14 protein-coding genes are annotated in these 19,204 nt (G+C 67.1%); 4 read left to right on the top strand and 10 right to left on the bottom strand.

The window, feature by feature from the left end; genetic code table 11:
* Positions 1 to 2: 2 nt before the first annotated feature.
* The 9 genes from cmk to DFR31_RS08925 all read right to left on the bottom strand — a co-directional run bounded on the left by cmk (position 3) and on the right by DFR31_RS08925 (position 10,871).
* Complete coding sequence (gene cmk / locus DFR31_RS08965; RefSeq protein ID WP_121442345.1) at positions 3 to 701, bottom strand: (d)CMP kinase; 699 nt, start codon at positions 699 to 701, stop codon at positions 3 to 5.
* A 25-nt stretch (positions 702 to 726) separates the two neighbouring features.
* Complete coding sequence (gene aroA / locus DFR31_RS08960; RefSeq protein WP_211328280.1) at positions 727 to 2,028, bottom strand: 3-phosphoshikimate 1-carboxyvinyltransferase; 1,302 nt, start codon at positions 2,026 to 2,028, stop codon at positions 727 to 729.
* A 15-nt stretch (positions 2,029 to 2,043) separates the two neighbouring features.
* On the bottom strand, positions 2,044 to 2,934 hold the full coding sequence (locus DFR31_RS08955) for a prephenate dehydrogenase (RefSeq protein WP_121442343.1): 891 nt from the start codon (positions 2,932 to 2,934) through the stop codon (positions 2,044 to 2,046).
* The gene (hisC, locus tag DFR31_RS08950) at positions 2,931 to 4,073 is read right to left on the bottom strand and encodes a histidinol-phosphate transaminase (protein ID WP_121442342.1); all 1,143 of its coding nucleotides are present in this window, start codon (positions 4,071 to 4,073) and stop codon (positions 2,931 to 2,933) included. The genes DFR31_RS08955 and hisC overlap by 4 nt, the downstream gene beginning before the upstream one ends.
* 94 nt (positions 4,074 to 4,167) lie before the next feature.
* A complete protein-coding gene (gene pheA / locus DFR31_RS08945; protein WP_211328279.1) occupies positions 4,168 to 5,271 on the bottom strand; it encodes a prephenate dehydratase in 1,104 nt (367 codons plus the stop codon).
* 13 nt (positions 5,272 to 5,284) lie between these two features.
* Positions 5,285 to 6,454, bottom strand: a complete 1,170-nt coding sequence (locus DFR31_RS08940; RefSeq protein WP_121442341.1) for a phosphoglycerate dehydrogenase — start codon at positions 6,452 to 6,454, stop codon at positions 5,285 to 5,287.
* Positions 6,455 to 6,465: 11 nt separating this feature from the next.
* Positions 6,466 to 7,548, bottom strand: coding sequence for a 3-phosphoserine/phosphohydroxythreonine transaminase (gene serC, locus DFR31_RS08935; protein WP_121442340.1), 1,083 nt, complete (start codon positions 7,546 to 7,548; stop codon positions 6,466 to 6,468).
* 55 nt (positions 7,549 to 7,603) lie between these two features.
* Positions 7,604 to 10,192 (bottom strand): DNA gyrase subunit A, encoded by a 2,589-nt coding sequence (gene gyrA / locus DFR31_RS08930; RefSeq protein WP_121442339.1) that lies wholly within the window; start codon positions 10,190 to 10,192, stop codon positions 7,604 to 7,606.
* Positions 10,193 to 10,337: 145 nt separating this feature from the next.
* Complete coding sequence (locus DFR31_RS08925) at positions 10,338 to 10,871, bottom strand: peptidylprolyl isomerase (RefSeq protein ID WP_245971161.1); 534 nt, start codon at positions 10,869 to 10,871, stop codon at positions 10,338 to 10,340.
* A 217-nt stretch (positions 10,872 to 11,088) separates the two neighbouring features.
* On the opposite strand from DFR31_RS08925, the gene DFR31_RS08920 reads away from it, so the two are divergent.
* The 4 genes from DFR31_RS08920 (at position 11,089) to DFR31_RS08905 (ending at position 17,595) form a co-directional block, all read left to right on the top strand.
* Positions 11,089 to 12,807 carry a potassium/proton antiporter gene (locus tag DFR31_RS08920; RefSeq protein WP_121442338.1) on the top strand — a complete coding sequence of 573 codons (1,719 nt, stop codon included), beginning with the start codon at positions 11,089 to 11,091 and terminating at the stop codon, positions 12,805 to 12,807.
* 132 nt (positions 12,808 to 12,939) lie between these two features.
* Positions 12,940 to 14,172 (top strand): EAL and HDOD domain-containing protein, encoded by a 1,233-nt coding sequence (locus DFR31_RS08915; RefSeq protein ID WP_121442337.1) that lies wholly within the window; start codon positions 12,940 to 12,942, stop codon positions 14,170 to 14,172.
* Between the two features lie 213 nt (positions 14,173 to 14,385).
* Positions 14,386 to 15,420 (top strand): TAXI family TRAP transporter solute-binding subunit, encoded by a 1,035-nt coding sequence (locus DFR31_RS08910; RefSeq protein WP_121442336.1) that lies wholly within the window; start codon positions 14,386 to 14,388, stop codon positions 15,418 to 15,420.
* Positions 15,421 to 15,546: 126 nt separating this feature from the next.
* The gene (locus DFR31_RS08905) at positions 15,547 to 17,595 is read left to right on the top strand and encodes a TRAP transporter permease (RefSeq protein WP_121442335.1); all 2,049 of its coding nucleotides are present in this window, start codon (positions 15,547 to 15,549) and stop codon (positions 17,593 to 17,595) included.
* 22 nt (positions 17,596 to 17,617) lie between these two features.
* On the opposite strand, the gene DFR31_RS08900 is transcribed toward DFR31_RS08905, so the two are convergent.
* The gene (locus DFR31_RS08900; protein WP_121442334.1) at positions 17,618 to 19,204 is read right to left on the bottom strand and encodes a gamma-glutamyltransferase family protein; all 1,587 of its coding nucleotides are present in this window, start codon (positions 19,202 to 19,204) and stop codon (positions 17,618 to 17,620) included.

Here is a 19,204-nt window from a genome sequence, read left to right as displayed (position 1 = left end):
TTTCATGTGCCGGCGAGACGCGCTCGCACCTGCGCCAGCACCCGCCCTATCACTTCATCCACGGGCACGCCCGTGGTGTCCAGCTCGAGGGCGTCTCTGGAGGGCCGCAGGGGCGCGGCGCTGCGCTCGGCATCGCGACGGTCCCTCTCGGCAATCTCCTCCGAAAGACTCGCAAGCGTAACACCCACCCCCTGCTCCTTCAACTGATTGTAGCGCCGGCGGGCCCGCTCCTCCGCGCTGGCTGTCATGAAGATCTTTACCTGCGCGTCGGGGAAGACCACCGTACCCATGTCACGACCGTCGGCTACCAACCCCGGGGACTGCCGGAAATCGCGCTGGCGCTGCAACAGCGCCTCGCGGACGACGGGGATGGCGGCCACGCGGGAGGCCGCATCGCCGACCTGCTCGGTGCGGATCTGCCAGGTCACGTCCTCCTCGGCCAGCTGGATATGCGGCTCGCCCTGCTCATCCTGCAGAAAGGCAACCGGGAGGCCTGCCGCCAGATCGGCCAGGGCGTGCTCATCGTCAAGGGGCACGTCCTGGCGGCAGGCGTGCAGTGCCGTCAGGCGGTAGAGCGCTCCGCTGTCCAGCAGGTGCCAGCCCAGCTCGGCGGCCACGGCCCGGGCAATGGTCCCCTTCCCGGACCCGGATGGGCCGTCGATCGCGAGCACCGGGGCCTTGTTGTCAGCCTGTCCTGTCATGTTGGTTCGCTCCTTCCCGGGTGCCTCATTGGCGGGCCACGGCGACCCCGGCTTCGCGGGTCAGTTCAACAAAGCCGGGGAACGAGGTGTTCACATTATCGCAGTCTTCGATGTGGATGACGTCGCGGGCCCGGGTGGCAGCCATGGTGAAGGCCATGGCGATCCGGTGGTCGCTGTGGCTGTGCACCCGGCCGCCGCCCCACTCCGGTTGACCGACGATGCGCATGCCGTCCGGCCGCGGCTCGGCGGTCACGCCCAGGGTGTTCAGACCGTCGGCCATTACCGCGATCCGGTCGCTCTCCTTGACCCGCAGCTCTTCCGCGCCAGTCAGCAGCGTCTCGCCCTCGGCACAGGCGGCGGCGATAAACAGTGCCGGAAACTCGTCGATGGCCAGCGGCACCAGGTGCTCCGGGATGGCAATACCCTTCAGCGGCGCGCTGCGTACCCGCAGGTCAGCCACCGGCTCACCGCCCACGACCCGCTCGTTCTGCACCTGGATATCCGCACCCATCAGGCGGAGGATGTCCACCACACCGGTGCGAGTCGGGTTCATGCCCACGTGCTCCAGTGTCATATCGGAGCCCTCGGCGATGCTGGCCCCGACCAGGAAGAAGGCAGCCGAGGAGATATCCGCCGGCACCTCGATCTCGCCCCCCTGCAGCCGGCCACCGCCCTCGACACAGACCCGGCTGCCGTCCCGCTCCACGCGGTAACCGAAACCGCTCAGCATCCGCTCGGTGTGGTCCCGGGTGGGGGCCGGCTCGGTGACGCAGGTCCGCCCACTGGCGTACAGCCCAGCCAGCAGCAGCGCCGATTTGACCTGGGCACTGGCCACCGGCAGTTCGTAGTCGATGCCGTGCAGCGGCTGCCCACCGCGCACCGTCAGTGGCGCGGTACCCGCCCCGGCACTCTCGATCACCGCCCCCATAGCGGTGAGCGGGTCGATCACCCGGCGCATGGGGCGGCGGGACAGGGAGTGATCCCCGGTCAGGGTGGCGTCGAAGGACTGCCCGGCCAGCAGACCGCAGAGCAGACGCATGGACGTGCCCGAGTTACCCAGTTCCAGTGGGGCACCGGGCGCCTGCAACCCGCGCAAGCCGACCCCCTGCACCGTGACCCGCCCCTGGTGAGGGCCGTCGATATCCACCCCCATGGCGCGGAAACAGCGGAGGGTGGCCAAGGCGTCCTCGCCCTCCAGGAAGCCGCTGATGCAGGTCGCTCCATCGGCCAGGGCGCCGAGCATGATGGCGCGGTGGGAGATGGACTTGTCGCCGGGGACGCGCAGCCTGCCACGCAGGGCCCCGCCGGGTTGCACATGAAATTCCACGGTGTTCTCCAGAAACTAGTGTTTGTCTTCTAGCAGCGCGACGAATCGGTCGCGACGCGCCTTGGCGTGCTGGAAGATGTCTTCCAGCGCGGCCCCGTCGCCCCGTTCCACCAGTTCGGTCAGCCGCTGCAGATCCTCGGTGTATCTGCGCAGCGCCCGGGCCAGGGCCTCCCGGTTCGACAGGCAGATGTCCCGCCACATCACCGGGTCGGACGAGGCGATGCGCGTGAAATCGCGGAAGCCACCGGCCGCGTATTCGAAGATCTCCTGCTCGCCCTCCCACCGGGACAGGGTATCCACCAGCCCGAAGGCCAGGGCGTGGGGCAGGTGCGAGGTGGCGGCCAGCACGTCGTCGTGGTGCTCGGCGGACATGGAGGTCACCCGCGCCCCGGCTGCCTCCCACATCCGACGGGTGCGGTCCACTGCCCACTCGGCACTCTCCGCCACGGGCGTGAGGATGACCCGGCGGTGGTTGTAAAGCCGCGAAAAGGAAGCCTCCACGCCGCTCTTCTCCGTGCCGGCGATGGGATGGCCGGGCACAAAGCCGGCCGGCAGGTCGCCGAAAGCAGCGCGGGCATCCTCGATGACCGATGCCTTGGCGCTTCCCCCATCGGTCAGCACCGCGTCCGGCGCCAGGTGGCCGCGGATCTGCTCGAAGACCCCGCGCATGGCCCCCAATGGCACGCAGACCACCACCATGTCGGCACCGGTCACCGCATGCGCCGGGTCGGTGGTGTAGTGGTCCACGACGCCCAGCGCCTCGGCGCGCTGGAGGGTATCGGCGTTGCGCCCGCAACCGACCACCTGGTCCACGGCTCCGGCGTGGCGCAGCGCCCGGGCCAGGGAGCCACCGATCAGGCCGACGCCAATGACACAGAGGCGATGAATCAAGGCACGATCAGTCATGCCGGCGCAGTGATGAGCTGATCCAGGGTATCCAGGAAACGCCGGTTCTCTTCGGGCAGCCCGACGGAGACGCGCAGGTATCCCGGCAGTTCGTACCCCCCCACCGGGCGCACGATGACGCCGGCCCGCAACAGCCCCTCGTTGACCGATTGGGCACCGCCGCCCACGTCGAAGCAGAGGAAATTGCCGGCGGAGGGCAGAGCCGCGAGCCCCATGCGCTGCAGTTCCTGCTCCATCAGGCGCAGTTGCTCGGTGTTCAGCGCGATCGACCGCTCCAGGTGCGCCGCATCGTCCAGCGCCGCCAGGGCCGCCGCCTGGGCCACGCCGTTGCAGTTGAAGGGCTGGCGCACGCGGTTGAGCAGATCCGCCACGTCGGGGTGGCTCAACGCATACCCCACCCGCAGGCCGGCCAGCCCGTATGCCTTGGAGAAGGTACGGCTGACGATCAGGTTGGGGAACTCGTCCAGCCACCGGCTCGCGTCCGGGATATCGTCAGAGAGGGCGCGGGCGTACTCGAAATACGCCTCGTCCACCACCACCAGGACATCCGTCGGAACCTGTTCGATGAAGCGGCGCAGCGCACCCTCGCCCACCCAGGTGCCGGTCGGGTTGTTGGGGTTGGCGACAAACACCACCCGGGTGCGCTCGCCGATCAAGCCCTGCATGGCCGCCAGGTCGTGCCCGTGGGGCTGCCCGCTGTCACCCCCCAGCGCCGGCGCCACCCGCGCCACCGCACCCGCCGCCTGGGTAACAATGGGGTAGACGGCGAACGCATGCCGGGAGAAGACCGACTCGCGATCGGGGCCCAGAAAGGCCTGGGCAATCAGTGCCAGCACGTCGTTTGAGCCGTTGCCCAGCGTGATGCACTCCGGCGCCACCCCGTGCTGGGCGGCCAACCGCGCCTTGAGCTCAAAGGCGTTCCCATCCGGGTAGCGGTGCACCTCGGCCACCGCCTCCCTGGCCGCGGCCAGGGCCTTGGGCGAGGGCCCCAGCGGGCTCTCGTTGGAGGCCAGCTTGATGACGTCACTGACACCGTACTCACGGCGCAGCTCCGAGATGGGCTTGCCCGGCTCGTAGGGCGCCAAGGCCCGTACGCCGGACACGGCCAGGCGGGTCCAATCGGTCCGGTTGTCGCTCATGATCTGATCCTCTCCCCTGGCCGCGCAGGGTGCCAACACGGGCACCCCGCAGACAGGGCTTGTCGTGGTGTAACGACCCGGCTCCCCCGGGGGGTCACAGCGCCCTGGGGTAGGAGCCCAGCACTCGACAGAGGCTGGCCTGCTCCTGGATCTCCGCCAGGGCAGCGCGCACGGCCTCATCCTCCGCGTGGCCGAGCAGGTCCACGAAGAAGACATACTCCCAAACCCCCTGCGGCGCCGGCCGCGACTCGATCCGGGTCATGTTCAGGCCATGCCGGGCCAGCGGCTCCAGCAACCGGTAGAGCCCGCCCGGCTGATTGGCCCGGCTGATGACCAGCGAGGTCTTGTCATCGCCGCTGGGCGGCGGTGACTCGGGACCCACCACCAGGAACCGGGTGGTGTTGCCGGGTTCATCCTCGATGTGGGTGGCCAGCACCGGCAGCTCGTACAGCTCGCAGGCCGCCTCGCTGGCGATGGCGGCCGCCCCGCCCTCCGCGGCCGCCATGCGCGCGGCCTCGGCGGTACTGGTCACCGGGACCTGCTCCACGCCCGGCAGATGGGTGTCCACCCAGGCCCGGCACTGGGCCAGCCCCTGCTGGTGGGAGTAGATCCGCTGTATCCCGCTCCACTCCGTCTCCCGGCTGGCAAGCGCATGGTGGATCGGCAACTGGACCTCTCCGACCACCTGCAACGGCGAGTTCAGGAACCGGTCCACGGTATGGGTGACCACTCCTTCGGTGGAATTCTCCACCGGCACCACCCCGTAGTGGGCGGCCCCGGACTCCACCTCGCGGAAGACCTCCGCGATGGTGCTCAGGGGCGCAGTGCCCATGGAATGGCCGAAGTGCTTGAGCGCCGCTTCCTGGGTGTAGGTGCCCTCCGGCCCCAGGAAGGCCACCCGCAGGGGCAGCTGTATGGCCAGGCAGGCGGACATGATCTCGCGGAACAAGCGGGTGACGGCCTCATTGCCCAACGGCCCGGGGTTGGTCTGACGGACCCGCCGCAGTACCTGCGCCTCCCGCTCGGGGCGGTAGAAATCGCTCGTATGGCCGGCCTCGCGCTTCACCCGCGCCACTTCCTCGGCCATCCGGGCGCGCTCGCTGACCAGACGGAGGATCTCATCGTCCAGCGCATCAATGCGCGCCCGCACCTGCTGCAGGGCGGCCTGATCGTCCAGTGGCGCCTGTTCCTCACTCATGCTTGCAAAAGCCTCACTCGATCACCCGCACGCGCAGCACCCCCTCCACGGCGCCTATGGTCTCGACCACCGCTGGGGGGATGGCACCCTCCACGTCCACTACCGTGTAGGCCAGCTCGTCACGGGACTTGTTGTACATGTCTTCGATATTCAACCCGGCATCGGCCAGCGCCGTGGAGATCCGGCCGAGCATATTCGGCACGTTGGCGTTGACCACGCACAGCCGATTACCCTTGCCGCCCCGGGGCATCACCACCTCGGGGAAGTTCACCGCGTTGCGAATGTTGCCGGTCTCCAGATATTCGCGCAGCTGGTCGGCAACCATGATGGCGCAGTTCTCCTGCGACTCCACCGTGGAGGCCCCCAGGTGCGGGAGCGCGATCACGTTGTCGCGCCCCTTCAGGGCGTTGCTGGGGAAGTCGCAGACGTAGCCGGCCAGGTGCTCTCGGTCCAGCGCCTCCAGCACCGCCTGCTCCTCCACCACCTCGGAGCGGGCGAAGTTGAGCAGGACCAACCCCGGGTTGGCCGCGGCCAGGCGACTGCCGTTGATCAACCCCCGGGTGGCCTCGTTGAGCGGCGCATGAACGGTGACCATGTCCGCCCGGCTCATCAGTTCGTCCACGCTGTGGGCCTGGTCCACCCGACTGGAGAGCTGCCAGGCGCGGCGGACGGTGATCTCGGGGTCGTAGCCCACCACGTTCATGCCGAGGGCGATGGCGGTGTTGGCCACCTCCACCCCGATGGCGCCCAGCCCGATTACGCCCAGGGTGCGGCCGGGCAGTTCGAAACCGGTGAAGCGCTTCTTGCCCTGCTCCACCGCCGCGTTGATCTCGGCATCGGTCCCGTCGAGGTCACGGGCGAAGGCCCAGGCCTGGCAGATATGACGCCCGGCCAGGAAGAGCCCGGCGATGGTCAGCTCCTTGACCGCGTTGGCATTGGCGCCGGGGGCGTTGAACACCGGGATGCCCCGGCGGCTCATCGCCTCCACCGGGATGTTGTTGACACCGGCGCCGGCGCGCCCGACGGCCAGCACGGCCTCCGGCACCTCGCTCTCCTGGAGCTTGTGCGAGCGCAGCATGACGGCATCGGGATGGGCGATATCGGACGAAGTCTCATACTGATCGCGCGGAAACCGCTCCAGCCCCTTCACCGAGATGTTGTTAAAGGTCAGGATCCGGTACATGGGACACCCCCTCAGGCATTGCGCCGTTCAAAGTCCTGCATGAACTCAATGAGCTTGTCGACGCCTGCCTCCGGCATGGCGTTGTAGATGCTCGCACGCATACCGCCGACCGAGCGGTGCCCCTTGAGCGTGGTCAGGCCCTGCCGCTTGGCCTCGTCCAGGAACGTGGCATCCAGCTCCGGCTTGGCCAGCACGAAGGGGACGTTCATCCAGGAACGGCAGTCAGGGTCCACGGGGTTGCTGTAGAAGGGAGAGTCATCGATCGCCCGGTAGAGCTTCTCCGCCTTGCGACGGTTGATCTCGCCCATGGCCTCCAACCCGCCGTGGCGTTTCAACCACTGGAACACCAGACCGGCGATGTACAGCGCGTAGGTCGGCGGGGTGTTGAGCATGGAGTCCGCCCCGGCCTGCTTGGCGAAATCCCAGACCATGGCGGTGTCGGGGCGGGCTTCGCCGATCAGGTCCTCGCGCACGATCACCAGGGTGATGCCGGCCGGGCCGATGTTCTTCTGGGCCCCGGCGTAAATCAGCCCGAACCGGGAAACATCCACCGGGCGGGAGAGGATGGTGGAGGACATGTCCGCCACCAGGGGCGTATCTCCCACCTCCGGCACCGCGTGAAACTCCACCCCGCTGATGGTCTCGTTGGGGGTGTAATGCAGGTAGGCCGCGTCATCAGACAGCTGCCAACCGGAGCGGGCGGGAATGCTCATGAAGTCGCTGGCCTCGCCGCTGGCCGCGACGTTGACCTCGCAGTACTTCTTCGCCTCGGCGATGGCCTTCTTCGACCAGGCCCCGGTGTTGATGTAGTCCGCCTTGTTCCGGCCGCGCAGCAGGTTCAGCGGAATGGCCGAGAACATCCCGGTGGCGCCCCCCTGCAGGAAGAGCACCTTGTAGTTGTCGGGGATGCCCATCAGCTCCCGCAGGTCCGCCTCGGCCTGCTCCGCGATGCTGACGAACTCCTTGCCGCGGTGACTCATCTCCATGACACACATACCGGAGCCCTGCCAGTCCAGCATCTCGTCCCTGGCCTGACAAAGGACCTCTTCCGGCAGCATGGCGGGGCCGGCACTGAAGTTATACACGCGGGACATCGGCAGTCTCCTTCTGGTGCTGTGTGTCAGATCCGAAAGGGATTAGAGGGCCATATCACTCCGAGGGCTCCGGCGCACTGCCGGATTCAGGCCCGGCCTCAGCGGCCTCGTCATCGTCCTCGTCGCCCAGGGCCTCAATGCGCGCCAGGCCCACCAGGGTCTCGTCAGTGTCCAGACTGATCAGCTTGACCCCCTGGGTGTTACGGGACAGCCGGGAGATATCGGCCACCGGGGTGCGGACCAGGGTCCCGTGGCGGGTGATGAGCATGATCTCGTCTTCATCCACCACTTGCACCGCACCGACCACCTCGCCGTTGCGGTCGCTGGTCTGGATGCAGATGACGCCCATGCCGCCGCGACCCCGCAGGGGGTATTCCTCCACCGGGGTACGCTTGCCAAAGCCGTTGGCGGTGGCCGAGAGGATATCCCCCTCGCCGAGGATCAGCAGCGCGATCACCCGCTGACCCGAATCCAGCCGGATGCCACGGACACCGGCGGCGGTGCGGCCCATCGCGCGCACCTCGCTCTCCTCGAAGCGGATCGCCTTGCCAGCGTCCGAGACCAGCATGACGTCGCGGCTGCCGTCGGTGATGGCCACATCCACCAGCCAGTCGTCGCCCCGCAGATCCAGGGCGATGATGCCGTTGCTGCGCGGCCGGGAGAAGTGGGACAGCGGCGTCTTCTTGACCGTGCCGTTGCGGGTGGCCATGAAGACGAAGTGCGCCTCATCGAACTCCTGCACCGGCAGCACGGCGTTGATGCGCTCGTCCTTCTCCAGCGGCAGCAGGTTGACGATGGGCTTGCCGCGGCTCTGCCGACTGCCCTGGGGCAGCTCGTAGACCTTGAGCCAGTAACACTTGCCGTGGCTGGAGAAGCAGAGCAGCGTGTCGTGGGTGTTGGCCACGAACAGCTTGTCGACGAAGTCCTCTTCCTTCATGGCCGTGGCGCTCTTGCCCCGCCCGCCGCGACGCTGGGCGCGATAGCTGTCCAGCGGCTGCGACTTCGCATAGCCATTGTGCGAGAGCGTGACCACCACGTCCTGCGGGGTGATCAGATCCTCCAGGGTCAGGTCCAGCGCCTGCGGCATGATCTGACTGCGGCGCTCATCACCGTACTGCTCGCGGATGGCCACCAGCTCCTCGCGGATGACCTCCATCAGGCGGTCGCCACTCTCCAGGATATGGATCAGCTCGGCGATCTGATCCAGCAGCCCGCGGTACTCTTCGAGGATCTTGTCCTGCTCCAGACCGGTCAGCCGGTGCAGGCGCAACTCGAGAATCGCCTGCGCCTGGGCCGCACTCAGGCGGTAACCGTCCTCTCCCAGCCCCACGCCGGGCTCCAGGTCGTCCGGGGTGGTGGCGTCGGCGCGATCGAGCATGTCGGTGACCATGCCGGGCGCCCAGACCCGGCCCATCAGTGCGGTCTTGGCCTCCGCCGGGCCGGGCGAGGCCTTGATCAGGGCGATCACCGGATCGATGTTGGCCAGCGCCACCGCCAGCCCCTCGAGGATGTGGGCGCGGTTGCGCGCCTTGCGCAGCTCGAAGATGGTGCGGCGGGTGACCACCTCGCGGCGGTGGCGGACGAAGGCGTCAAGGATCTGGCGCAGGTTGAGCAGCTTGGGCTGGCCATCCACCAGCGCCACCATGTTGATGCCGAACACCGTCTGCAGCTGGGTGTGCTGGTAGAGGTTGTTGAGCACCACCTCGCCCACCTCGCCCCGGCGCAGCTCGATGACCACGCGGATACCGTCCTTGTCGGACTCGTCGCGCAGTTCGGTGATGCCCTCGACGCGCTTTTCCTTGACCAGCTCGGCGATCTTCTCGAGCAACCGCGCCTTGTTCACCTGGTAGGGCAACTCGGTGACGATGATGCGCGGCTTGCCGGACTTGTCGTCCTCTTCGATCTCGGCCCGAGCCCGCATTACCATGCGGCCGCGGCCGGTACGGTAAGCCTCGTGGATGCCGGCGGTGCCGTTGATGATGCCCGCGGTGGGCAGATCGGGCCCCGGCAGGTATTCCATCAGCCCGTCGATGTCGAGGGTGTCGTCATCGATCAACGCCACGCAGGCATCGATGACCTCGGCGATGTTGTGCGGGGGGATGTTGGTGGCCATGCCCACCGCGATGCCGGAGCCCCCGTTGACCAACAGGTTGGGCACCCGCGTCGGCAACACCGTCGGCTCGCTCTCGGAGCCGTCGTAGTTGTCGAGGTAGTCAACGGTCTCTTTTTCGATGTCCGCCAGCAGCTCGTGGGCCAGGCGGGCCATGCGCACCTCGGTGTAACGCATGGCGGCGGCCGCATCACCGTCGATGGACCCGAAGTTACCCTGACCGTCCACCAGCATGTAGCGCATGGCGAAGGGCTGCGCCATCCGGACGATGGTGTCGTAGACCGCGGAATCGCCGTGCGGGTGGTACTTACCGATCACGTCACCGACCACGCGCGCGGACTTCTTGTACGACTTGTTCCAGTCGTTCCCCAGCTCACGCATGGCGTAAAGCACGCGCCGGTGCACCGGCTTGAGGCCATCTCGCACATCCGGCAGCGCCCTGCCCACGATCACGCTCATGGCGTAATCCAGGTAGGACTGCCGCATCTCGTCTTCCAGGTTTACGGGCAGTATCTCTCTAGCGACGCTCGCCATCCGGGATCTCGACTCGCTGCAAAACAGGTCTAAGGCGCACAACGCCACCCCGCGGCCCGAGTGGCCGGGGGCAGGCTGCGCGCCCGCGTAAAGGCGGTCATTCTAGCACAGGAGCGGGGGGCACCCGCGCCTGCAGAGGGGGTGGTTACTCGGCGCCCTTGCGGTAGGCCCGCTGCACGACGATGTCCTCTTCCGGGACATCCTGGTGCATGCCACGGTTACCGGTCCGGATCTGGGCAATCTTGTCCACCACGTCCATGCCGTCCGTGATCCGCGCGAACACCGCGTACCCGAAATCGCGCGTGCCGTGGTCGAGGAAGGCGTTGTCGGCCAGATTAATGAAAAACTGCGACGTGGCGCTGTCGCGCTGCTGCGTGCGGGCCATGGACAGGGTGCCGCGCTCGTTCTTCAGACCGTTATCAGCCTCGTTCTTGATCGGATCACGGGTAGGCTTCTGCTGGAAGTCCTCGTCGAAGCCACCCCCCTGAACCACGAAGCCGGGGATCACGCGGTGGAAGATAGTGCCATCGTAAAAGCCGTCATCAACGTACTGGAGAAAGTTCTCCACGGTGATGGGTGCCTCTTCGGGGAACAGCTCCAGGGTGAGCTTTCCGTGGCTGGTCTCGAATACAACCATGGGGGTCTCCGTTTGCTGGTTTTGACTATCCGGGTGATCCATCTCGCCGCCGACGGCCTTCGCCACGGCAACGGACAGACCGATAAAAAACATGAAAGTAATCACCTTACCGGCTGCGCGCAGTGCCATTATGATTCTCTCTAAACCGCGTGACCCCTTAGAATACCCCAGCAGCACGCGCTTGGCAGCCGCAGACGCCTGCCGCTTGCGTTAGACTGCGGCCGGATGCCGCACCAATCAAGCTAACCGGAAGGCCCTTTTGGACTTCACCAGCCAGGTCATATTTTTCGGCAGCCTGCTCCTGCTGATCAGCATAATCGCCAGCGTCATATCCAACAGGATTGGTGCACCGCTGCTGCTGGTCTTTTTGGTCATCGGCATGCTGTTGGGCGAAGAGGGTCTGGGGGGGCTGGGCTTTGACGACTTCCAGACCGCACACCTGATCGGCAGCCTGGCCCTGGCCGTTATTCTGTTCGACGGCGGTCTGCGCACCCGTACCAGCAGCTTCCGGGTGGGGCTGCGTCCGGCGGTTGCCCTCGCCACCGTAGGGGTCGTGATTACCGCCGGGCTGACCGCCCTGGTGGCCCGCTACGCCATTGGCCTCGGCTGGCTGGAGGCAGCCTTGATCGGCGCCATTGTCGGCTCCACGGACGCCGCTGCGGTCTTCTCCCTGCTCCACTCCAAGGGGCTCGAGCTCAAGCAGCGGGTGGCCGCCACCCTGGAGATCGAGTCGGGCAGCAACGACCCCATGGCCATCTTCCTCACCGTGGCACTCATCGAGTTGCTGATGGGCCAGCACGCGAGTCTTGGTTGGGGCATGGGCCTGGAGTTTGTCCAGCAGATGGGCCTGGGGGCGCTGATCGGGGTACTGGGCGGCTTCCTACTTGCCTACACCATCAACGGCCTGCAACTGACCCCGGGCCTGTATCCATTGCTCGCCCTGGGGGGCGGGCTGGTGATCTTCGGCGCCGCTGCCGTGGCCGGGGGCAGCGGCTTCCTGGCCGTCTACCTGGCCGGGTTGATCGTGGGCAACCGGCGCATCCAGGCAGCACAGAACATCCAGCGCTTCAACGACGGCATGGCCTGGCTGTCGCAGATCACCATGTTCGTGATGTTGGGGGTACTGGTCACCCCATCCGAGCTGCTGCCGGTCGCCCCGAAAGCCGCCATCGTGGGCCTGGCGCTGATCTTCTTGGCCCGGCCCCTGGCGGTGTTCACCTGCCTGGCCCCCTTCCGCTTCCCCTGGCGGGAGCAGCTGTTCATCGCCTGGGTGGGCCTGCGCGGTGCCGTCCCCATCATCCTGGGCATCTTCCCACTGGTGGCCGGGCTTGCCGGGGCCGAGCAATTCTTCAACGTGGCCTTCTTCGTGGTGCTGCTCTCGCTGGTGGTCCAGGGCTGGACTATCGCGCCGGTGGCACGGCTGCTCCGCTTGGAACTGCCGCCGGATGCCGGCCAGACGGAGCGGGTGGAACTGGATGTGCCGCAACAGGCGGACTACGAGTTCGTCTCCTACCGCATTAAGGCGGATAGCCCGGCACTGTACAAACCCGTGCACAACCTTCGGCTCCCCAACAGCGCCCGCGTGCTGACCCTGTTCCGGGGCGGCACGCCGGTACACGAGGAGCAGGGCGACATCCTGCGCCCCGGTGACCAGATCTACCTGCTCAGCCTGCCCGAGGACCTGCCGGCACTGGACCGCATGTTCGTCGCCCCCGCGGGTCCGGCGCACCTGGAGGAGCAGCGCTTCTTCGGTGAATTCACCCTGGACGGCGACACCCGGCTGGGCGACCTGGCCGCGGTCTACGGCTTCAACCTCCCGCCCCGGGTGGAGCCCGGCCAATCCCTGAGCGATTACCTGCTGCACCTGTTCCGCGGCAAGGCCGTGGTCGGCGACCGGGTCCGGCTGGACCACCTGCAATTTACGGTGCGGGAAATGGAGGGTAACCGCATCGTAAAGGTCGGCCTGAAGCTAAGCTAGCGGTGACGGCATGGGTGCATGCGCGCCCGAGGGCAAAAACAACCAAGATTCCGTTGTTTTTGTTGAATAGCATTCACACCAGACAATACTTGAGAGTCGAACCGCTCACCCCCGATCAGAGGCCCGGCCCCGGTGGACAACATCTTCGTAGCCCGCCAGCCCATCTATAACCGCGAGTTGGAAGTCGTCGCCTATGAGTTGCTCTACCGCGGCGACCAGCCGGGACACGCCGGTGTAGTGGACGGCGACCAGGCCACCAGTCAGGTGTTGGTAAACACCTTCACCGAGATCGGCCTGGAGCGCCTGGTGGGTGATGTCCCCGCCTTTGTGAACCTGACCCGGCCCTACCTGACCGGCGAATACGAACTCCCTTTCCCTCCCGGCCAGGTCGCGCTGGAGGTCCTTGAGGACATCCGACCCGATCCACCGCTCGTCGAGGGCATTCGGCAGCTGTCCGACCAGGGCTACCTGATCGTCCTGGATGACTTCGACTACCGGCCGGAGTTCGACCCGGTGCTGGACTGCGCGGACCTGGTCAAGCTGGAGGTACAACAGGCCTCGGAGACCGAGCTGGCACGGACGGTGGCGCAGATGCGGCGCTTTAACGTGCAGTTACTGGCGGAAAAGATCGAAACCGACTGGCAGTTTCGGATCTGCCGCGATCTGGGCTTTGATTTCTTCCAGGGCTATTACTTCAGCCGCCCCAACCTCGTCTCTGGCAAACGGCACGCCAACAGCAAGATCGGACTGATGCCGTTGCTGGCCAAGCTCAACGATGAGGATGCCGATTTCGCCGAACTGGAAACCCTGATCGCGCAGGACCAGGTGCTGGTCTACCGGCTGCTTCGCTGCGCCAATTCCGCCGCCGTCGCCCCCCGTCGCCCCATCGAATCGCTGCGCAACGCATTGCTGATGCTGGGCACTCGCACCGTGCGCACCTGGATTCTGCTGATCTCGCTGTCCGCGGTGGACGACAAGCCGCCAGAGCTGTGCCGTATTGCCCTGGCGCGGGCCCGCATGTGCGAACTGCTGGCACGCGAGTTCCGGACGGCAAGCCCTACGGCCTGCTTCACCGCCGGCTTGCTCTCCCTGCTGGACAGCCTGCTTAATCAACCCATGGAGGAGGTGGTGTCATCGCTGCCCCTGACCGACGAGATCAAGGAGGCCCTGCTGCACCGGGCGGGCCCGCTGGGCCGGGTACTGCAGTGCGTCTGCGATTACGAGCAGGGCCATTGGCACGCACTGGATTCCACACCGGCAGAAAGCAGCCTTGCCAAGGCCTATCTCCAGGCGCTGACCTGGGCCGACGACATCATGGACGTCATCACCCCCACCCGTTCCCCTCACAGCCTCGCCGGCACTTAAGTGCGCCCCCGGCCGGGGGCTTGTCGCCGGCCGCCCCATGCTGCACTTCGGAAACACGCCACCTTGACCTCCCTGCAAAGGGCTACAAGACTGAATTCAGGAGACCCCGCGTAACGGGGCGCGAAGGACACCCCTGATAACGGCACCAGGGCGCGGGTTGCCCTCGGGGCCAGCCCCAAGAAGAACGATTTAAAACACAGATGGAGGAGAGCCATGAGGTGTCGAACCATCCAGACGGTTGCTGCCGCCGGAACCCTGGCCCTGATCGGGGGGCTGACCTCCGCCGCCACCGCCCAGGACGTGACCCAACTGCGCTGGGCCACATCGGCCACCGGCTCGGCCGGGTACGCGGTGAAGGTGGATTTGATGACCATCCTGAACCGCGAATGGGAGGGCTATAACATCACCGTTCTGCCCACCGCGGGTGCCGTGGCCTCGGTGCGCGGTTACGCGCTCGAGGAATTCGACGGCTACTACGGGGCCGACGTAGCGTTTGCGGAACTGGCCGATGACTCGGGCCGCTTCAGTGGTTTCCGTGACCAGATGAAGCGGGAACCGGTCCAGTCCTTCTGGGCCTACACCATGGAAGTCGGCCTGGCTGTCCGGGCGGACGAACTCGATGACTACGATGGCTGGGCAGACCTGGCCGGCGCGCCGGTCTTCACCGGACCAGCTCCGTGGGACGTGCGCGCCCAGCTAGAGCGCGCCATGGGCGCCGTGGACGTAGGCCACGAGTACACCGAGATCGACCTGAGCATTGCCGGGTCGTCGCTCAACGAAGGCACCATTGACGCCTTCATCGCCTACACCAGCGGCCAGACCAGTGTCGCCCCCTGGGTCAACGAGGCGATGCTGTCCGCCGACACCGGGATCCTCAACCCCTCCGAGGAGGAACGGGCGGCCATTGAGGCCGCGGGCATGGAGGTGGTCACCGTCGCGGCGGACCGCTTTGACACCGACATCGGCGTCGACGAGGCGCACTTCGTACCCTTCTTCTACGGCTTTCACCTGGGCCCCGACGTCCCCGAGGATGACCTTTACGAGATGCTGACGATCATCAAGGAGAAGGCCGGGGAGCTGCGGGAGGCCAACGAATCCTTCGCCCAGGTGGACGATGACATGGTAGGCCTGCAGCACCGGGGCGTGGCCGCCAGTGGCGGGAGCGTACCGATACACCCCGGCCTTGCCCGCTTCCTGCAGGAACACGATGCCTGGGAAGAAGAGTGGGACGACTGGGTCTACCGGTAAGGCCCGCCGACCCTGCCGGGCTGAACCGGACGGGCGGCTAGCGCCGCCCGTTGCCTGACCATTCATCCCTCTGCCCGTCGCCTCCGCTGGTGGAGCGCGGCGGGCCTTCCCGGACCGGGCCAGGCAATGAGCCAACAGCAAGCGACGAGCAAGGCGGGCGCACCCCCTCAAGTCGACGCCTCGCGCCGGCGGAGCCCGGTGCACCAAGGTTGCCACATCCTTTCCCAACTGCTGTTCTACGGCCTGTCGCTCTATTTCTTCGGCTATCTCAGCATCTATTACTTCACCGGCGCGGGGGGCGCCACGCTGCTGGCCGTCACCATGGTGCCGATCGCGGTGGCGATCGCCTTCATCAACGACCTGCGCCACGACAATCTCTACCCCCTGCTGCCGCCGCTGATCGCCACCCTGATCGGTATCGTCTACGCCGGGGCGTTGGTCTACGCCTCATACTACCTCGTCACCGAGTTCGAGCAGATCCGCGTTTACCGGGTGGGGTTCTGGAATGACGCCGACAAGGTGGCCGGTGGCATCGTGGTGGCGCTAACCCTGGAGTACACCCGCCGACGCTACCTGGCCCTGGCCATCGTGATCGCACTGCTCATCCTGTATACCGCCTACGGGCAGTTCGTACCCGGCATGTTCAACCACCCGGGCATGAGCTGGAACCGCATTTTGACGGCCACCAGCCTGGAGATCTCCACGGGGGTGTTCGAACGCCTGCCACAGCTCGGCCTGACGCTGATCGGCTCGTTCATGCTGGTGCTCGCCGCCCTGCGGGCCTTCGGCTGTATCGAGTCGATACTGGCCGGCAGCTCGCGACTGGCCACCCGCGCACCCCGGCTGCTGCCGCAGGCTGCGGTGATAGGCAGCTTCTCGGTGGCAGCGGTATCCGGCAGCGGCGCCGCGAATGCGGCGACCACCGGCTCGGCCACCATCCCGGTCCTGATCCGGGCGGGTTTTCCGCGGGTAAAGGCGGCCGCCGTCGAGACCGCCTCGTCCCTGGGGGGGCAGCTGATGCCGCCGCTGATGGGCATTGGTGCGTTCCTGATGGCCGAGTACATGCGCGTCAGCTACTTCGACGTGGTGGCGCGGGGCTTCGCCCCGGCGATCCTCTACTTCATCGGTGTCAGCGTGGCCGTCTACCTGCTGGCTGGACGCTACATGCAGCGGGAAGTCGCTCCACGCAAGGAGCCCATCAACTGGGTGGACATCGTCAATCTCTCAGCCTACGCGCTCGCCGTGATCGGGCTGATCTGGTTCATGGGCGTGGAGCGGCGCGCGGCCATGTCATCCGCGCAGCTGGTGTTCATGGGGCTGTTCCTGGCCCTGGCGAGCCTCTTCCTGGCGCGCTTTTTCTGGGCACTGCGGAGGCAGTTCGGGCGGCTTTTGACCCTGGAGCGGCTCCGGACCCTGTTCCGGCCCTTCATCCGGCTGATCGAGACCTTTTCCACCAACACCGCCGAGCTGACCGTCCTGCTGGCCACCCTGGGCATCCTCACCGCCACGTTCACGATCACCGGGGTCCCCACCAAGGTCGGTATCCTGCTGATGGAGACGGCCGGTGCCCACCTGTCCCTGATGGTGCTGGTGGCCTTCGCGTTCGGTTACCTGGTGGGCATGGGGCTGCCGGTCGCCCCCACGTATATCATCGTCGCCGTGGTGGTGACCCCGTTCATGATCCGAGCGGGGGTGGACCCCTGGGTGGCGCACTTCTTCGCCTTCCTGGTCGCGGCCTTCGGCGAGCTGTCGCCCCCGACCTCCCTGGTGGCCGCCGTCACCTCGCGGATTGCCGAAGCGCCCTTCGTGCAGACCATGATCTCGGCGCTGGGGCTCTGCGTGCCGCTGCTCATCCTGATAGTAGGGGTGTTCACCCGGCCCGGTCTGGTCTTGGAACCGGGCGTGGCGCAATTGCCCGCATTCGGCCTGCTACTGATCGGCACACTGGGGGTCATTTTCACATTCCAGGGCCGTTTCGAGGGGAGCCGGGCCAGGGATTGGGGCTTTCGTCTGGGGCTGGGCCTGCTGAGCCTGGTGGTCGTGCTGTATCCGGATGAGCGCGTGGGGTGGGCGGTCGCGGTGCCGGTACTGGCGCTGGCCGGCTGGGGCCTTTGGCGCACCGGGCGCGTATTGCAGGCCCGGCCGCTGGCACCCAGCGCTGATGCTGCAGGGTAAAGCGCCTCAGGCGGGTCGCGGGTCAGAAGCCGACGGCCTGACCGTCCTTGCGCGGATCGGAGCCGGCCACGTAACCGTCGCCCAGGCGCTGGATGATCTGGGCCCCGCCGAAACCGAAGGCGGCCTCCGGCGCCTCCACACTCAGCTCGTGGCCCAACTCCGTCAGCCCCCGCACGGTCCGCTGCGGCAGCGTGGCCTCCACCGCCACCTGGCGGCCGCCCAACACCCGCCAACGCGGGGCATCGCAAGCGGTCTGGGGGCTCTGGTCGAAGTCCACCAGCCGCACCGCCATCTGGACATGCCCCTGGGCTTGCATGGGGCCGCCCATCACGCCGTAACTGGTCAGCGGGGTGCCGTCGGGGTGGGTCAGGAAACCGGGGATGATGGTGTGAAAAGGCCGTTTTCGCGACCCCACCTGGTTAGGATGGCCCGGCGTCAGGACAAACCCCGCCCCCCGGTTCTGCAGACTGATCCCGGTGCCCGGCACAACCACCCCGGAGCCGAACCCGAGGAAATTGGACTGGATGAACGAAACCATCCGGCCTTCGGCATCGGCGGTGGTGAGGTAGACCGTCCCCCCGGGGCTCGGCACACCGTACCCCGGGTCCCCTGCCACCCGCCGGTCGATCTGGGTAGCGCGACGGTCCAGGTAGGTGGGGCCCAGCAGGGTCTCGGGCGGCACCGTCATGGCCGCCGGATCACCGACGTAGGCCTGGGTGTCCGCCAGGGCCAGTTTCATGGCCTCGATCTGCAGGTGCAGCCCGGGCACGCTGTCCGGGGCCACTTCCGGCATCTCGGTCCGTTCCAGGATACCCAGGGCGATAAGGGCCGCCAGGCCCTGCCCGTTAGGCGGCAGCTCGTGGGCCTGACGCCCCCGGTAGCGGACAGCCAGGGTGTCCACCCACTCCGGCCGGTGACCCGCCAGGTCCGCCTCGGTAAGCGCCGCGCCGTGCTCCCGCGCGGCACCGGCAATGCGCCGGGCCAGCCGCCCGCGGTAGAACGCCTCACCGCCCGACTCGGCGATATGGCGCAGGGTGTCGGCGAGCGCCGGGTGGCGGAAGCGCTCCCCCGCGCGCGGCGGCCGCCCGTCCGGGAGAAACGCCCCGGCAAAGCCGGGCTGGTCACCCAACCTGTTAGCCCCGTTGGCCCACAGGGTGGCGATGACCGGTGAGACCAGAAAGCCCTCTTCCGCCAGCACCACCGCCCGCTCGAACAACCGCTCGAAGGGCAAGGCGCCGAACCGTTTGGACAAGGCCACCCAGGCGGATACCGCACCAGGGGTGGTCACCGAGTCCCAGCCCACGGCGGGCATGGCATCGTGGCCGATAAAGTATTCCGGGCTCCAGGCCGCCGGGGCGCGGCCGCTGGCATTGAGGCCGTGTAATCTTCGACCATCGTGCACAATCGCGAAGGCATCGCTGCCCACTCCGTTACCGGTGGGCTCCACCACGGTCAGGGTGATGGCCGCGGCCAGGGCCGCATCCACCGCGTTCCCGCCACGGGCCATGGCGTCCAGCCCGGCCTGTGCGGCCAAAGGGTGGGACGTGGCCACCACGTTGTCCGCCAGCACCGGGCTGCGCCGCGACGTGAACGGATTCTGGAACCGCAT

The sequence above is a fragment of the Alkalispirillum mobile genome (assembly GCF_003664325.1).
Taxonomy (GTDB): domain Bacteria; phylum Pseudomonadota; class Gammaproteobacteria; order Nitrococcales; family Halorhodospiraceae; genus Alkalilimnicola; species Alkalilimnicola mobilis.
Note: the sequence above shows the minus strand (reverse complement) of the source record. Positions and strands in the feature narration are given on the sequence as shown.

Excerpts from the sequence above, each read along its gene's own strand:
- hisC (WP_121442342.1), bottom strand. The coding sequence starts at position 4,073 with ATGAGCGACAACCGGACCGATTGGACCCGCCTGGCCGTGTCCGGCGTA.
- pheA (WP_211328279.1), bottom strand. The coding sequence starts at position 5,271 with ATGAGTGAGGAACAGGCGCCACTGGACGATCAGGCCGCCCTGCAGCAG.
- DFR31_RS08910 (WP_121442336.1), top strand. The coding sequence starts at position 14,386 with ATGAGGTGTCGAACCATCCAGACGGTTGCTGCCGCCGGAACCCTGGCC.
- DFR31_RS08940 (WP_121442341.1), bottom strand. The coding sequence starts at position 6,454 with ATGTACCGGATCCTGACCTTTAACAACATCTCGGTGAAGGGGCTGGAG.
- cmk (WP_121442345.1), bottom strand. The coding sequence starts at position 701 with ATGACAGGACAGGCTGACAACAAGGCCCCGGTGCTCGCGATCGACGGC.
- DFR31_RS08955 (WP_121442343.1), bottom strand. The coding sequence starts at position 2,934 with ATGACTGATCGTGCCTTGATTCATCGCCTCTGTGTCATTGGCGTCGGC.
- DFR31_RS08905 (WP_121442335.1), top strand. The coding sequence starts at position 15,547 with ATGAGCCAACAGCAAGCGACGAGCAAGGCGGGCGCACCCCCTCAAGTC.
- gyrA (WP_121442339.1), bottom strand. The coding sequence starts at position 10,192 with ATGGCGAGCGTCGCTAGAGAGATACTGCCCGTAAACCTGGAAGACGAG.
- DFR31_RS08925 (WP_245971161.1), bottom strand. The coding sequence starts at position 10,871 with ATGGATCACCCGGATAGTCAAAACCAGCAAACGGAGACCCCCATGGTT.
- DFR31_RS08900 (WP_121442334.1), bottom strand. The coding sequence starts at position 19,204 with ATGCGGTTCCAGAATCCGTTCACGTCGCGGCGCAGCCCGGTGCTGGCG.
- serC (WP_121442340.1), bottom strand. The coding sequence starts at position 7,548 with ATGTCCCGCGTGTATAACTTCAGTGCCGGCCCCGCCATGCTGCCGGAA.